The organism is Micromonospora sp. NPDC005686 (assembly GCF_042871665.1).
GTDB lineage: Bacteria > Actinomycetota > Actinomycetes > Mycobacteriales > Micromonosporaceae > Micromonospora.
This window is the reverse complement of the sequence record NZ_JBIAIY010000005.1, coordinates 417122-432545: the sequence shown is the minus strand read 5'-3', so window position 1 is coordinate 432545 and position 15424 is coordinate 417122. Positions and strand designations below refer to the sequence as shown.

At 73.4% G+C, this 15424-nt stretch carries 9 protein-coding genes; 6 read left to right on the top strand and 3 right to left on the bottom strand.

Translation table 11 applies throughout. From position 1 onward, the window contains the following. Positions 1–150 precede the first annotated feature (150 nt). The 6 genes from ACFYON_RS15215 to ACFYON_RS15190 all read left to right on the top strand — a co-directional run bounded on the left by ACFYON_RS15215 (position 151) and on the right by ACFYON_RS15190 (position 10116). On the top strand, positions 151–2751 hold the full coding sequence (locus ACFYON_RS15215; RefSeq protein WP_354865960.1) for a bifunctional diguanylate cyclase/phosphodiesterase: 2601 nt from the start codon (positions 151–153) through the stop codon (positions 2749–2751). 105 nt (positions 2752–2856) lie between these two features. Then, positions 2857–3162 carry an Asp-tRNA(Asn)/Glu-tRNA(Gln) amidotransferase subunit GatC gene (gene gatC / locus ACFYON_RS15210; RefSeq protein ID WP_355015001.1) on the top strand — a complete coding sequence of 102 codons (306 nt, stop codon included), beginning with the start codon at positions 2857–2859 and terminating at the stop codon, positions 3160–3162. Next, a complete protein-coding gene (gatA, locus tag ACFYON_RS15205; protein ID WP_355015002.1) occupies positions 3159–4634 on the top strand; it encodes an Asp-tRNA(Asn)/Glu-tRNA(Gln) amidotransferase subunit GatA in 1476 nt (491 codons plus the stop codon). Before gatC ends, gatA begins: the two co-directional genes overlap by 4 nt. 256 nt (positions 4635–4890) lie before the next feature. Then, entirely contained in the window at positions 4891–6045 is a 1155-nt protein-coding gene (locus tag ACFYON_RS15200; RefSeq protein WP_355094426.1) for a putative Ig domain-containing protein, read from the top strand. 123 nt (positions 6046–6168) lie between these two features. Beyond that, a complete protein-coding gene (gatB, locus tag ACFYON_RS15195) occupies positions 6169–7662 on the top strand; it encodes an Asp-tRNA(Asn)/Glu-tRNA(Gln) amidotransferase subunit GatB (RefSeq protein ID WP_355015004.1) in 1494 nt (497 codons plus the stop codon). A 96-nt stretch (positions 7663–7758) separates the two neighbouring features. Then, complete coding sequence (locus ACFYON_RS15190; protein ID WP_354865950.1) at positions 7759–10116, top strand: pyruvate dehydrogenase; 2358 nt, start codon at positions 7759–7761, stop codon at positions 10114–10116. A 515-nt stretch (positions 10117–10631) separates the two neighbouring features. Here ACFYON_RS15190 and ACFYON_RS15185 read toward each other — a convergent pair. From ACFYON_RS15185 to ACFYON_RS15175, 3 genes are all read right to left on the bottom strand, one after another. Beyond that, positions 10632–12245 carry a metallophosphoesterase gene (locus ACFYON_RS15185; RefSeq protein ID WP_355094423.1) on the bottom strand — a complete coding sequence of 538 codons (1614 nt, stop codon included), beginning with the start codon at positions 12243–12245 and terminating at the stop codon, positions 10632–10634. Positions 12246–12298: 53 nt separating this feature from the next. Then, the gene (locus tag ACFYON_RS15180) at positions 12299–13474 is read right to left on the bottom strand and encodes a PQQ-dependent sugar dehydrogenase (protein ID WP_354865946.1); all 1176 of its coding nucleotides are present in this window, start codon (positions 13472–13474) and stop codon (positions 12299–12301) included. Between the two features lie 87 nt (positions 13475–13561). Continuing rightward, on the bottom strand, positions 13562–15367 hold the full coding sequence (locus ACFYON_RS15175) for a GAF domain-containing SpoIIE family protein phosphatase (protein ID WP_355094422.1): 1806 nt from the start codon (positions 15365–15367) through the stop codon (positions 13562–13564). Positions 15368–15424 lie beyond the last annotated feature (57 nt).

The window sequence follows — 15424 nt, the reverse complement described above, 5'->3', positions numbered from 1 at the left end:
GGCTGGTCACGGCGACCGTGCGGCGCATACCAAGTTAATTACGACTAGAACCGATTCGTGGCTGTCGTGTCGGGGAAACCGCCTCGGAGGGCGTTTCATTGGCGTACGACGCGTGACGGCGCGCGCCAAGACGTTCCCCCGGGAGGTGCGATGGAGACCGGCGACCCGCGTAACTCCGTCCCGACCGGGCGGAGCGGGCCGTTCTTCGGTTTCGTCGGCGCGATCGGCGCGGTCGCGCTGCTGGTCTCGGCCGGGCCGCTCGTCACGCTCGCCGATCGGCTGACGGAGCTGCCGGCGGCCTTCTGGACAATGGCGGCGCTCGCCGTCGCCTGCGACGCTCGCCCGTTCGTCCCGCCCGGCCGGCGGCAGACCTCGGCGGTGTTCCCGTCGACCTGCTTCACCTTCGCGATCCTGCTCGGCTGGGGCCTCGGTCCGGCCGTCGCGGTGCAGGCCGTGGCGGTCGCGGTCAGCGGCTGGCGACTCGGGTACGCCCCCTGGCGCACCGGCTTCAACGCCGCCCAGTACGCGTGCGCGCTCGCCGCCGCGTACGCCGTCACCTGGTTCGGTCCGGGCGAGCTGTTCGACGACGGCCGGCTGCGCTGGACCGACGTGGCGGCGGTGGGCGGCGCGACGGTGGCCTGGTTCGTGGTCAACTACGGGCTGGTCAGCTCCGCGGTCCGGCTGCGCTTCGGGGACCGGTGGTGGCCGAGCTTCCGCAGCGGCCTGGCCTACGAGCTGCTGGCCACCGGTTCGCTGCTGCTGCTCGCCCCGGTCCTGGTTGCCGCCGCCCGGGCCAGCGCGGCGCTGATCCCGCTGGTGCTGGTGCCGCTGTTCGCGGTCTACCGGATGGCCCGGCTCTCCGACGAACGGGAACAGCTCGCCGACGTGGACCCGCTCACCGGGCTGCCCAACCGCAAGGCGCTGCTGACCGAGGTGGCCGAGCAGGTGCACCTGCACGGCGAGCGGGCCGCTCGGGGCGCGCCGGACGCGCACCTGGCGCTGCTGCTGCTCGACCTCGACCGGTTCAAGCACGTGAACGACGCGCTCGGGCACGCGGTGGGGGACCGCCTCCTGGTCGAGGTGAGCGCCCGGCTGATGGGCGCGATCGGCGGCGGCGACATGGTGGCGCGGCTCGGCGGCGACGAGTTCGCCATCGTGGTGCCCCGGCTCACCGACATCGACCAGGCGCGCGAGCGGGCCGACCGGGTGGTCGCCGCGCTCGCCGAGCCGGTGCCGCTGGACGGGCTGCCGCTGGACGTGGGCGGCGCCATCGGCATCGCGCTCTACCCCGACCACGGCGAGGACTTCGCCACCCTGATGCGCCACGCCGACGTGGCCATGTACGACGCGAAGCACCGCAACGACACGGTGGCGGTCTATGCGCCGGAGTCCGACCACAACTCGGCCGAGCGGCTGAGCCTGCTGGCCGACCTGCGCCGGGTGCTGGAGTCCGGCCCGTCCGCGTCGGACGGGGAGACGGTGGGCGTACGCGGGGGTGACGGCGCGGCGCTGGAGCCGGCGATGTCGGGTGTGCGCCCGGCGCGGGCCGAGCGGCCGTCGCGCAACCAGCGCCCGGCGCGCGACGGAGGCCAGGGCGGCGGGCGGGCGGGCGGGGGACGGTCCGGCGACGGGTCGAGCCGGTGGCTGCGGCGCCGCCGGGACCGTGCGCAGGAGCGGCCCGACGACGACCTGATCGAGCGCATCCTCACCGGCGCCGATCCGATCCGCCGCCGGGCCGCTCCCGGTGGCGCCGCCGGGGCGGTGGTCACGCCGTTCGTGGCCGGTGGCGGGGAAGCCGCGCCGGACCGTGCCGATGGGACCGCCGCGCCGGACCGTGCCGACGGGACCGCCGCCGCGCACGACGCGCAGGTAGCCGTCAGCGCCGGTGCGCCGGGCGTCATCGGGCCGACCGCAGACGGGAGCGCCGCCGTCTGGCCGGAGGAGCAGGCCGGGCACCCGGGCGAGATCACCATGTACTACCAGCCACAGATCGCCATCGCCACCGGCGAGGTGGTGGGCGTCGAGGCGCTGCTGCGCTGGCGGCACCCGCGCCGGGGCATGGTCGACCCGGGCGAGCTGATCCAGGTCGCCGAGCAGAGCGCGGTGATGCGGCTGCTGACCCGCCGCGTGGTGGACGACGTGGTGGAGCAGCTCGCCAAGTGGTCGGCGGCCGGGCTCACGCTGCGTGCCGCGCTCAACGTCAGCGTCCGCGACCTGCACACCGGCGAGATCGCCGACCAGATCGCCGATCGGCTGACCCGGTACGGCGTGCCGCCGCAGCGGCTCCAGGTGGAGATCACCGAGGGCGCGCTGATGGCCGACCCGCGGCGGGTGCTCGCCAGCATCACGCAGTTGCACCGGATCGGCGTCGGCATCGCGCTGGACGACTTCGGCACCGGCTACTCGTCGCTGCAGCACCTGCGCCGGCTCCCGCTGTCCGAGGTGAAGGTGGACCGCTCGTTCGTCCTCGGAATGGCCGAGGACCCGGACGACGCGGCGATCGTCCGCTCGATGATCGAGCTGGCCGGGGCGCTCGGGCTGCGGGTGGTGGCCGAGGGCGTGGAGGACGAGCGCACCTGGCGGCTGCTGCACGCCGCCGGGTGCGACGTGGCGCAGGGCTGGTTCCACGCCCGGCCGATGCCGGCCGGGGACCTGGTCGCCTGGCTGTCCCGCTACCGCCCGGTGCGCCCGGCCGAGGCGGGCGGCCGTGGAGCTCCGGCGTCGGAGGGGGAGTCGAAGGCGTCGTCGTGACGGCGGGACAATAGACTCGCTCCGGTCACCGCGCGTCATCGAGCACGCCCGCACGCGCGGCCGGCCCACCGCAGACGTCTCAGGACAGCCACGAAGGGGGCACTGATGGCCGCCATCTCCCGCGAGGAGGTCGCGCACCTCGCGCGACTGTCGCGGCTCGCCGTCACGGAGGAGGAACTGGACACCTTCGCCGGCCAGCTGGACGTGATCCTCAAGTCGGTCGCGCAGGTCGGCGAGGTAGCCGCGGCGGACATCCCGCCGACGTCCCACTCCCTGCCGCTGACGAACGTGCTCCGCGAGGACGTGGTGCGGCCGGGCCTGACCCCGCAGGAGGCGCTGGCGGGCGCCCCCGACGCCGAGGAGCAGCGGTTCCGCGTCCCGCGGATCCTGGACGAGGATGTGGCATCGTGACCGACTTTACGAAGCTGAGCGCCGTCGAGATCGCCGGGCTGGTGGCGAGCGGCGAGACCTCTGCCGTCGAGGTCACCCAGGCGCACCTGGACCGGATCGGCGCCGTCGACGACCGGGTGCACGCGTTCCTGCACGTCGACACCGAGGGGGCGCTGGCCGCCGCGCGGTCCGTGGACGAGCGTCGCGCCGCCGGTGAGGAACTGGGCCCGCTCGCCGGTGTGCCGGTCGCGGTCAAGGACGTGCTCACCACCAAGGGCGTGCCGACCACAGTCGGGTCGAAGATCCTGGAGGGCTGGCGCCCGCCGTACGACTCGACGATCGTCGAGCGGCTGCGCGCCGCCGGTACGGTGATGCTCGGCAAGACGAACATGGACGAGTTCGCCATGGGCTCCTCCACCGAATACTCCGCGTACGGGCCGACCCGTAACCCGTGGGACCTGGAGCGCATTCCGGGTGGCTCCGGCGGTGGCAGCGCGGCGGCGCTGGCCGCGTACGAGGCGCCGCTGTCGATCGGCTCGGACACCGGCGGCTCGATCCGCCAGCCCGGCGCGGTCACCGGCACCGTGGGCGCGAAGCCCACCTACGGCGGCACCTCCCGCTACGGACTGGTCGCGTTCTCCTCGTCGCTGGACACGCCCGGCCCGTGCGCGCGTACGGTGCTCGACGCCGCGTTGCTGCACCAGGTGATCGGCGGTCACGACCCGCGCGACTCCACCTCGATCCCGGCCCCGGTGCCGGACGTGGTGGCCGCCGCGCGGCTCGGCGCCACCGGCGACCTGGCCGGCGTCAAGCTCGGCGTGGTCACCGAGTTCACCGGTGAGGGCGCGGAGCCGGGCGTGATGGCGGCGTTCCGTGACGCGGCCGAGGCGCTGGCGAAGCTGGGCGCGGAGATCGTCGAGATCTCCTGCCCGCACTTCAAGTACGCGCTGCCGGCGTACTACCTGATCGCGCCGAGCGAGTGCTCCTCCAACCTGGCCCGGTTCGACGGCGTCCGGTTCGGCCTGCGGGTCGGCGACGACGGCAACCGGTCGCTGGAGGAGGTCATGTCGCTGACCCGCGAGGCCGGTTTCGGCCCCGAGGTCAAGCGCCGCATCATGATCGGCACGTACGCGCTCTCCTCGGGCTACTACGACGCCTACTACGGGCAGGCGCAGAAGGTCCGCACCCTGATCACGCGGGACTTCACCAGCGCGTTCGAGCAGGTCGACGCGCTGATCTCGCCGACCACGCCGTTCGTGGCGTTCCCGATCGGGTCGCGCACCGCCGACCCGTACCAGATGTACCTGGCCGACCTGTTCACCATCCCGACGAACCTCTACGGCGGCCCGGCCATCTCGGTGCCGTGCGGCCTGTCCGACGGGCTCCCGGTCGGTTTCCAGATCATGGCGCCGACCATGGCCGACGACCGGATGTACCGGGTCGCCGCCGCGCTGGAGAACGCCGTCGGCACGCTCACCCCGCCGGCGCTCTGAAGCAGGGGTACGGAGACGGGCCGCCCGCCTGTCTCCGTACCGGGAAACGTCCCGCGCCCGGTGCGGTCACCACGACCGCGCCGGGCGCGGCTGTCGTCGCGGCGACACCGTGATCACCGAACAGCGGATTGTCACCTGTCACTGGCGCTGGTCGAATAAGCTCCGAGGCTGCTGGATCGACTGGACTGTGGTCCGCTGGCGGATGCGAGCGGCTCCGATCGAGACTGGATGTGCGATGGGGACACTTCGCCCGGTCATGGCCCTGACGATGGCCGTCGCGCTGCTGCTGGGCGCCGCCCAGCCGGCCGCCGCGCAACCGGCCACCGCCGCCACCGAGACCGTCACCATCGCCTCGGGCAAGCCCCGGTCGGTCATGTACATCGGGCAGACGTACGCGATCCACACCGTCGAGGCCACAGGTGGCACCGGGCCGTACGGGTTGTCGGTGACCTCGGGCAGCCTGCCGCCGGGGATGCTGGTGGTGGGTACGTCGCTCGGGGGCGCGCCGACCACGCCGGGCTCGTACACGTTCACGCTGCGGATGACGGACCAGAACGGCCTCTTCGACGAGCAGACGGCGACGATCGAGGTACGCCAGCCGAAGGTCGTCATCACGTCGGGCAAGCCCCGGTCGCCCATGTACCTCGGCCGGGTGTACGCGATCCACACGGTCGAGGCGACAGGTGGCACCGGGCCGTACGGGTTGTCGGTGACCTCGGGCAGCCTGCCGCCGGGGATGCTGGTGGTGGGTACGTCGCTCGGGGGCGCGCCGACCGCAGCCGGCACGTACACCTTCACGCTGCGGATGACCGACAAGAACGACCTCTTCGACGAGCAGGACGCCACGATCGTCGTCGCCGTGGCCGCGACCGCCTTCACCTCCGGCGAACCGCCCGCCGCCACCGTCGGCAAGCCGTACTCCTTCCAGTTCACCGCCGACGGCGACTCGGACATCGTCTTCTCCCTGGCCGCCGGGGCCCTGCCGGACGGTCTCACCCTCGACGAGAAGGGCAAGCTCAGCGGCACGCCGGGCAGCGCCGGCACGTTCACCTTCACCGTCGCGGCGAAGGGGCACAGCACCAGCGCCACGAAGCAGGTGTCGCTGACCGTCGTCGCCCGGACCCCGGGCACTCCCACGGCGACCCCGGCCGACCCGACGGCCACGGCCACCCCGGCCGACCCGACTGTTACGCCGACGCCGGACGATCCGGCCGCCACGCCGTCGGAGAGCAACACCACGGCGCCCCAGCCGGCGCCCTCGCCGTCGAAGGTGAGCGGCGCCTGGCTGCCGATCACCGGGCCGGGTTCACCGCTCGTCCTGCTGCTGCTGAGCGTCGTGACCTTCTCCGTCGGCGGCATCCTGCTCGTGCTGGCGTACAACCGCCGGCGGACCTTCACCACACCCGAGTGACACCCGGCCTGGGCCCGCTCCTCGTGGCGGGCCCTGCGCGGTGATCTCGAAGCCCGGCAGCGGGCCGGCCGGGCCAGCCGATTAGTCTGGAACGGTTCTGTCCGGATCGCGCCTGGAGCTCAGATGACGACGACACTGCCCGCGTACGACGAGGTCGTCGCGCGCTTCGAACCGGTGATCGGCCTGGAGACCCACGTCGAGCTGGGCACGAACACCAAGATGTGGTGCGGCTGCCCGACCGACTTCGGCGGCGAGCCGAACACCCGGGTCTGCCCGGTCTGCCTCGGCCTGCCCGGCTCGCTGCCGGTGGCGAACAAGGCCGCCATCGAGGCGACCATCCGGATCGGGCTGGCGCTGAACTGCTCCATCGCCGAATGGTGCCGGTTCGCCCGGAAGAACTACTTCTACCCGGACATGCCGAAGAACTTCCAGATCAGCCAGTACGACGAGCCGCTGTGCTTCGACGGCTACCTGGACGTCGAGGTGAACGGCGAGCTGGTGCGTATCGGCATCGAGCGGGTGCACCTGGAGGAGGACACCGGCAAGACGCTGCACGTCGGTGGCGCCACCGGTCGCATCCACGGTGCCACCGAGTCGCTCGTCGACTACAACCGGGCCGGCATCCCGCTGGTGGAGATCGTCACCAAGCCGATCCCCGGCACCGGCGCGCTCGCGCCCGAGGTCGCCCGCGCGTACGTCGCCGAGCTGCGCGACGTGGTCCGCTCGCTCGGCGTCTCCGACGTGCGGATGGAGGAGGGCTCGCTGCGCTGCGACGTCAACACGTCGCTGAACCGTCCGGGTGAGGAGTGGGGCACCCGCACCGAGACGAAGAACGTCAACTCGCTGCGCTCGGTCGAGCGGGCGGTGCGCTCGGAGATGCTGCGCCAGGCGTCGGTGCTGGAGGCCGGCGGCCGGATCACGCAGGAGACCCGGCACTTCCACGAGGACACCGGCGACACCACGTCCGGCCGGTCCAAGGAGACCGCCACCGACTACCGCTACTTCCCGGAGCCGGACCTGGTGCCGCTCGCCCCGGACACCGCGTGGGTGGCCGAGCTGAAGGCCGCCCTGCCGGAGCTGCCGCGCCTGCGCCGCAAGCGGATCCAGCAGGACTGGGGCCTGTCCGACCTCGACATGCAGTCGGTGGTGAACGCGGGCGCGGTCGAGCTGATCGAGGCGACGGTGGCCGCCGGCGCGACCCCGGCCGCGGCCCGTAAGTGGTGGCTGGGCGAGCTGTCCCGCCGCGCCAACGAGACCGGCGTGGACCTGGCTGACGTGGGCGCCACCCCGGCCCAGGTCGCCGAGCTTCAGGGCCTGGTCGACGCCGGCAAGCTCAACGACAAACTGGCCCGTGCCGTGCTGGAGGGCGTGGTTGCCGGCGAGGGCTCGCCGACCGAGATCATGACCAACCGCAACCTGGAGGTCGTCTCGGACACCGGCGCGCTCACCGCCGCCGTGGACGAGGCGATCGCCGCCAACCCGGACGTCGCCGACAAGATCCGCAGCGGCAAGGTCGCGGCGGCGGGTGCGCTCGTCGGCGCGGTCATGAAGACCACCCGCGGCCAGGCGGACGCGAAGACGGTCCGCGAGCTGATCCTGGCGCGTCTCGGCGCCTGACCCGGTCGTGTGGGCCCTTTCCCGGCAGGGGAGGGGCCCTTCGTCCGCTCCTCACCCCGCAGAGGGCGTCAACGGCGACGCCCGGATGGAGTCACCGTGAACCAGCACGACCTCGACGTCCTCGACGAGATCCAGCGCCGGGTGCTCTGGCTCGCCACCCGCATCGTCGACGCGGCCAACCACGACCGCGACACCGGTGACGGGGTGAAGGTCGGCGGCCACCAGGCGTCGAGCGCCTCGTTGGTGACCGCGATGACCGCGCTCTGGTTCCAGCACCTGGACGCCGAGGACCGGGTCGCGGTGAAGCCGCACGCCTCGCCGGTGTTCCACGCCATCCAGTACCTGCTCGGCAACCTCGACCGGTCGTACCTGCCGAAGCTGCGGGCACGCGGCGGGCTCCAGTCGTACCCGTCGCGGACCAAGGACCCGGACGAGGTGGACTTCTCCACCGGCTCGGTCGGCCTGGGCGCCGCCGCGCCGCTGTTCGCCGCCGTCACCCGCCGCTACGTCGACGCGCACTTCGGTCCGCGTCCGCACTCCCGGTTCGTCGCCCTCATCGGCGACGCCGAACTGGACGAGGGCAACATCTGGGAGGCGGTCGCCGACCCGGCCACCACCGGGCTCGGCAACGTGATGTGGCTGGTCGACTTCAACCGCCAGTCGCTGGACCGGGTGGTCCCCGGCATCCGGATCAACCAGTGGCGCGGCCAGTTCGAGGCGGCCGGCTGGCACGTCGTGGAGGTCAAGTACGGCCGGAAGCTCGCCGAGGCGTACGCCCGGCCGGGCGGCGCGGCGCTGCGCGACTGGATCGACCGGATGCCCAACGAGCAGTACCAGTCGCTGTTCGGCCTGGCTGGCCCCGCGCTGCGCAAGCAGTTCCTGGACGGCGCCCCGGCCGAGGTGGCCGCGTTCGTCGCCGACATCGGCGACGACGAGCTGGGCCCGCTCGTCACCGACCTGGGCGGGCACGACGCGCAGGCCATGCTCGACGCGTACGCCCAGTGCGACGCGGTCGCCGACCGGCCCAGCGTCGTGTTCGCGTACACGGTCAAGGGCTGGGGCCTGCCCATCGCCGGCAACCCGCGCAACCACTCGGCGCTGCTCACCACCGAGCAGATCGACGCGCTGCGTGCCGCGCACGGCCTGACGCCGGAGACCGAGTGGGACCGCCTCGACCCGGCGTCCCCGGCCGGCATCCGGGCCGGCGAGCGCCGGGAGGCGCTGTCCCGCCCGCCGCGCGAGCGTGCGCTGGGCGTCACCGTTCCGGAGACCACGAGGGTACGCGCGAACAAGCCGGTCTCCACCCAGGAGGCCTTCGGACGGGTGCTGGTCGACCTGGCCCGCGATCCGCAGGTGGCGCCCTACCTGGTGACCACCGCGCCGGACGTGGCCACCTCGACCAACCTGGCCGGGTTCATCAACAAGACGGGCGTCTTCGCGCCGACCGAGCAGCGTTCCTGGACCGAGGACCGGATGCTGCGCTGGACCGAGAGCCCCGCCGGGCAGCACATCGAGCTGGGCATCTCGGAGATGAACCTCTTCCTGCTGCTGGGCCAGCTCGGACTGTCGTGGGACCTGTCCGGCCAGCCGCTGCTACCGGTGGGCACCGTCTACGACCCGTTCGTGCTGCGCGGTCTGGACGCGTTCCTCTACGGTACGTACTCCGGTTCCCGGTTCGTGGTGGCCGGCACCCCGTCCGGCATCACGCTGGCCCCGGAGGGCGGGGCGCACCAGTCCACCATCACCGCCTCGGTCGGCCTGGAGCTGCCGGGGGTGACGTTCCTGGAGCCCGCGTACGCCGGCAGCCTCGACTGGCTGCTCTGTGACGCGCTCGGGCAGATCGCCGGTGGCGCCGCTCCGGCCGCGACCGCCGCGCCGGCCGAGGACGGGGCGTACTACTTCCGGCTCAGCACCCGGCCGATCGACCAGGCGCCGTTCGAGGCGGCGCGGGCGCGGCTCGGGGACGCGGTGCTGCGGCGGCAGGTGGTGGCCGGCGCGTACCGGCTCGTCGACGCGCACCAGGCGTACCCCGATCTGGCGGACGCCCCGGTCGTGCAGCTCGCCGCCTCCGGCGCGGTGCTGCCGGAGGTCCTGGCCGCCGCCGCGGAGCTGGCGGAGGAGGGCGTGGCCGCCCACGTCGTCGACGTGACCAGCCTGGACCGGCTCTACCGGGCGTGGCAGCGGACGCTGCGCCAGGGTGTGCGGACCGCTACCGTGCCGAGCGTCCCGGGCGCGCTGCGGTCGGCGTTCGCCGACCGGGTGCCGGTGGTCACCGTGCACGACGCGGCCTCGCACGCGATGGCCTGGCTGGGCTCGGCGGTCGGCGCACCGGCGGTGCCGCTCGGCGTGGACGAGTTCGGCCAGTCCGGCAGCGTCCGGGAGCTGTACGAGCTGCACGACCTGCTGCCCGGCAGCATCGTCAACGCCGCGCTGGCCGCGATCGCGCTGCGCTGAGCCGCGCGTCCGTTGCGCTGACCGCACCCCGCCACGGGGGGCCGGCCGGACATCCCGGGCGGCCCCGGGCCCTCGCGGTGGAGGTCCGGCCTTCGAGCGTGCCTCACCCGCTCGGCTGATCCGCCTCATGCCCTCCCGCTCTCCTGGCTCGACTCCGGCACGGCGGGCCGCATCCTGCTGATCCGGGTGGTGCGGTAGGCGGTCGTTCTTACGGAAAGTTACGGCTGGCTTGGTTGCGGGGAGTAACCGCCTCTGGCCATCCAAGGGATCACCCCTCGGCCCCTTTGCTCTGCAGCCATATCCGCAGCACAGCTCCGAGCTGGGGCCGAGTGGGTGTGCCGCTGCTCTGCACCCACCCAGGCGGTTACTCTCGGTGCCTGCTGCGCCGGTGGGTGCAGAGCAAAGTCGGCGGCAGTGCATTCCCGTGCCGGACGCCTTCATGACGTGGAGTAACCGGTGTCAGTGCGGCAGAGCGTTCGGGTCTGACCGCGAAGGCAGGCGAGAAAGCGGGACGGTCAGCTCGTGGGGGTGGGGCTCAGGGTGGTCGTACCCGGCGACGGCGACTCGGAGGGGCCGCGGGTCGGGGTCGGGGTGACCGGCACCTGGTCGCCCTTTGCCGGGTCGCGGATGACGTGCCGCTCCAGGTTGACCTGCGACTGCCCGGTGCCGCCCACGGTGATGTCGTCGTACGCCTGGAGCAGCTTCTGCTGGTCGAAGTAGAGCACCGTCATGGTCAGCGGGGTCGGCTTCTCGCCCTCCAGGCCCCGCAGCCCGGCCCCGCCGGTCGAGCCCTGCACCATCAGCGTGGTCGGCTGCTTGCCGTCCACCTGCGGCAGCTTCGACACCTGCCGGGAGTGGGTGTGCCCGGAGAGCACGAGCGGGCAGACGCCGGAGAGCGGGCCGGCCGAGGCGGGGTCGTGGATGAGCGCGATGTCGACCTTGCGCGGCGACTTCTCGATCGTGGCGGCGAGCTGTTCGCCGGTGCCGATCACCTGGTCGGCCACGGCCGAGGTGAGGCCGCTCCCGGCCGGTGAGGTCTCCTTGTCCGGGGTGAAGCGGGGGTCGCCGACGCCGGCGATGGTCAGCCCGCCGACGGTGGTGACCGAGTTGTTCAACACGATCGCGTTCGGCTGCTGCGCCACCGCGGCGGCGGTACGCGGCGAGTCGTGGTTGCCGCGGATGAACACGTACGGCTTCTTGAGCAGGCCGATCGAGCCGACGAACGACGCCTCCGGCTCGCTGCCCCAGTCGGTCATGTCGCCGGTGTCGACCACCACGTCGATGCCGAACTGCTCGACCACGGTCCGGATCAACTGCCAGCCGGTCGGGTTGAGGTGGATGTCCGACACGTGCAGCACCCGGGTGGTGCCGGGCGACGGCTGCACCACCGGCAGCGCCGAGACGGTCGTGTAGAGCTTGCTGACGTTGCCGACCAGCCGCTGGAGCTGCTCGGCGTACTTGGTGTAGTCGTTGGCGATCCGCCGCGCGTCACCGACGATCGCGGGCGCGTTGACGAGCAGGCCCTCGTACCGGGGCTCCTCGATGGCCTGCGGGCGCAGGGTGCTCGCGGCCATCCCGAGGCTGCCGGCGGTCACGACGAGCGCCATGCCGCCGGCCCACGCGGTACGCCGGACGTCCCGGAAGACGAGCGCCGCCAGGATCAGCGTGGCCAGCACCGCCGAGGCGAGCGTACGCAGCCCGAGCCGTATCACGCCGTCGCGGACGTCCTGGACCGCCGACTGGCTGGCCCGGCTGATGCTGGCCGGGTCGTCGATGAGCGCCTCGGTGCGCCCCTGGTCCAGCGAGCCCACCTCGACGGTCAGGTACGCCGGGCCGTCGTGACTGTCCAGCAGCAGCGCGCCCAGCGGAGGGATGTCGACGGTGGTGCCGCCGCTCAGCGACGGACTGAGCTTCAGCTCGGCCCGGAACGGGCCGATGTCGGTGCCGACGTGGCCGCCCGCGTACGTGCCGATCACGATGCCGCCGAGCGTGACCGCGAGCAGAGCCAGCACGATACCCAGCCGGCGCAGCCGGTGACCGGGCCGCCACCCCGCCGCACGGCGGACGCGCCCGCGCACCGGAGACGTCTCGTCCCCGGTGCGGCGCGGTTCGTTCTCGTGGCCGTCCATGCTGAGATCCTGACCTGCCCTTGAGCGATCTTGACAAAACCCGGCGGGCCGGATCAGCTCCGGCCGACGCCCCCGTCGGCGAACACGAGTCGCAGGATGCGGTCGTCCTCGGCAGTGGGCGTACCCCGGCCGTCCCGGTTCGAGGTGCTCACCCACAGCGAGCCGTCCGGCGCCGCCGCGACGGCCCGTAGCCGACCGTACCGGCCGGTGAGCAGGTCGCGTGGCTGACCGAGGACGGTGCCGTTGCCGGCCAGCTCCACCAGCCAGAGCCGCTGGCCACGCAGGCAGGCGGCGACGAGCACGCGGTCCGCCGCCGCCAGGCCGGAGCAGGACGCGTCAGCGGTGGGCCACTGCGTGATCGGGTTCACGTAGCGCTTGTCGTCGCCGCGCCCCTCGACCCGGGGCCAGCCGTAGTTGCCGCCCTTGTTGATCTGGTTGATCTCGTCCCAGGTGTTCTGGCCGAACTCCACCGCGTACATCTTCTTGTCCGGCGTCCAGGCGAAGCCCTGGACGTTGCGGTGGCCGGTGGACCAGACCGGCGACCCGGCGGTGGGATTGCCCGGCGCCGGCTTGCCGTCCGGGGTGATCCGGAGGATCTTGCCGCCGAGGCTCTTGGCGTCCTGGGCGTTCTCGGTGCGCCCGGCGTCCCCGGTGCTCGCGTAGAGGTGGCCGTCCGGGCCGAAGCCCAGCCCGCCGCCGTTGTGCGTGCCGGACTTCGGGATGCCGGTCAGGATCGGCTTCGGCGCCTGCCCGAGCTGCATCTTCGCGATCCGGTTGTCGTTCTCGGCCGTGTAGTAGACGAATACCGTGCGGTCCCGCTCGTACGCCGGGGAGACCGCGATGCCCAGCAGGCCGCCCTCGCCACCGGCGGCGACGTCCGGCACCGTCTGCACCGGCCGCACCGTCAGGCCCTCCGGACCGGACCCCGGGCCGACCTGGAGGATCCGCCCCTTGTCCCGCTCGGTCACCAGCGCGCCGCCGTCGGGCAGGAACGCGATGCCCCACGGCACCTCCAGTCCTTTGGCCAGCACCGTGGCGACGGCCTGCTGGCCGGCCCCGCCGGAACTCGCGGTGCTCGACGGTGTGGGCAGGTTGGGCGGTGCTCCGGCCGGGTCCGGCTCGGGCTCGCCGAGGGCGCAGCCGGCGGTGCCCAGCAGCAGCGCCGCGCAGGACGCCGCCAGCGCCGTCCGGAGGCGGCTGACACGGGGGTACGCAAGACGCGGGCTCACCCGCCCCAGCCTAGCCGGGTGGACCGGCGAACCGGGTGCGTCGCGTGGACGGCGGCCCGCACCCGGCCCGTTCGGGGGAGTGCCGGTTCAGCCGGCCCGCAGCGCGAGCAGGGCGACGTCGTCCTCGCGCCGGTGCGCGGCGGCGAGCAGCCGGTCGCAGAGCAGGTCCAGAGGCACGCCCGGCCCGGCGGTGCCGAGGTGGGCGAGCAGCTCGGCCTGCCCCTCGTCGATCGGCTGGTCCCGGCGCTCGATCAGCCCGTCGGTGTGCAGCAGCAGCGTGTCGCCGGGGGCCAGCGTCAGCGTCCGGCCGGTGCGCCGGGGCGGGCGGGTCAGGCCGAGCAGCGGTCCGCGACCTTCCGCCACCGACACCGTGCCGTCGGCGCGCACCAGCAGCGGCGGCGGGTGTCCCGCGTTGCACCAGGAGACGCGGAGTCCGCCGGCGGCCGGGCGGACCCGGGCCAGCACGGCGGTGGCGACGGTCGGCATCCGCAGCCCGCCCATGGCCCGGTCGAGGTGGGCCACCAGGTCCTCCACCGGATCGTCCCGGCCGTACGCGTTGCCCCGCACCAGGTTGCGCAACTGCCCCATGGTGGCCGCCGCCTCGATGTCGTGCCCGGCGACGTCACCGATCGCGGCGATCACCTCGCCGTCGGGCTGGACGAAGGCGTCGTACCAGTCGCCGCCCACCTCGACCCGGTCGGCGGCCGGCAGGTAGCGGGCGGCCAGCTCCATCCCGGGCACGGCCGGCAGGCTCGGCAGCATGCTGTGCTGGAGCACCTCGGCGACGTGGCGCTGCTCCCCGTAGAGGCGGCTGTTGCCGACCGCCTGCCCGGCGCGTACCCCGATGTCCTGCGCGGTGCGCAGGTCGCTGACGTCGAAACCGCGCCGCGCGGGCCGGTTGACCAGCGTGACCGCCCCGATCACCCGGTCCCCGGCGGCGGTGATCGGCACGGTCAGGTGTGAACCGACGCCGAGCCGGTCGGCGAGCGGCACCAGCTCCGGGCGTGTGGCGCCGCGCGCCACGTCGTCCAGGTCGGCCGTGGCCCGCACCACCGGCCGCCCGGTGCGCAGCACCGACCGGATCTGCGACTCCGCGCTGAGCCCGGTGGTCAGCAGCTCGGCGAAACGGGCCAGGTCGGCCGCGCGCTCGGCGTCCCGGTGCAGGCCGGTGACAGTTCGCGGCCGGCCGGCCGGGTCCACGAGCGTGATCAGGCACCAGTCGGCGAGCAGCGGCACCATCGCGTGCCGGAGCCGGTCGACGGCGGTGGCCACGTCGAGCGTGCCGCCGAGCATCTCGCTCATCCCGGCCAGCATGGCGAGCCGGTCGTGCGCCTCCTCGGCGCGGCGGCGCGCCTCCTCGGCGCCCCGGACCGCGATGCGCAGCTGCAGCTCGGAGGAGCACGCGGCGGCCAGGTCGGCGAGCGTACGCAACTGTTCCCCGGTCCAGGCCCGGGGCTTGCTGTCGATCGCGCAGAGCGAGCCGAGCACCCGCCCGTCCAGGTCGGTCAGCGGCATGCCCGCGTACGCCACCACGCCCAGGTCCTCGACGGCCAGGTTGAGGGGCACCTGGAGGGAGAGGCGGGCGTCGGGCAGCACCAGGGGCATCTCGACGTCGACGACGTGCTGGCAGAACGAGTGGGTCAGCGGCGTCTCGCGGCGGGCCGCCCACGGCTCCGGCAGCCCGGTCGCGCCGGGGAAGAACTGACGGTCGGCGTCCACCAGGGAGACGAGCGCGACGGGCACGTCCAGCAGGTCGCCGACCAGCCGCGCGAACCTGTCGAAGGCCTCGTCCGGTACGGCGTCGAGCCGGGTCTCGTCGAGTGAGCGCAATCGGTCGGGATCAGCGAGCGCCGGAATCGGCACGGACACCCGTCCCCGGCCGTGCTCGCTCATCGCCACCCGCCCTCAGCAACCGGGAACGCCCGACCGGCATTCCGTCCTCGCTTATAC

Coding starts and splice junctions, on each gene's coding strand:
- ACFYON_RS15215 (WP_354865960.1), top strand. CDS start 151: ATGGAGACCGGCGACCCGCGTAACTCCGTCCCGACCGGGCGGAGCGGG.
- gatC (WP_355015001.1), top strand. CDS start 2,857: ATGGCCGCCATCTCCCGCGAGGAGGTCGCGCACCTCGCGCGACTGTCG.
- ACFYON_RS15200 (WP_355094426.1), top strand. CDS start 4,891: ATGGCCCTGACGATGGCCGTCGCGCTGCTGCTGGGCGCCGCCCAGCCG.
- gatB (WP_355015004.1), top strand. CDS start 6,169: ATGACGACGACACTGCCCGCGTACGACGAGGTCGTCGCGCGCTTCGAA.
- ACFYON_RS15185 (WP_355094423.1), bottom strand. CDS start 12,245: ATGGACGGCCACGAGAACGAACCGCGCCGCACCGGGGACGAGACGTCT.
- ACFYON_RS15175 (WP_355094422.1), bottom strand. CDS start 15,367: ATGAGCGAGCACGGCCGGGGACGGGTGTCCGTGCCGATTCCGGCGCTC.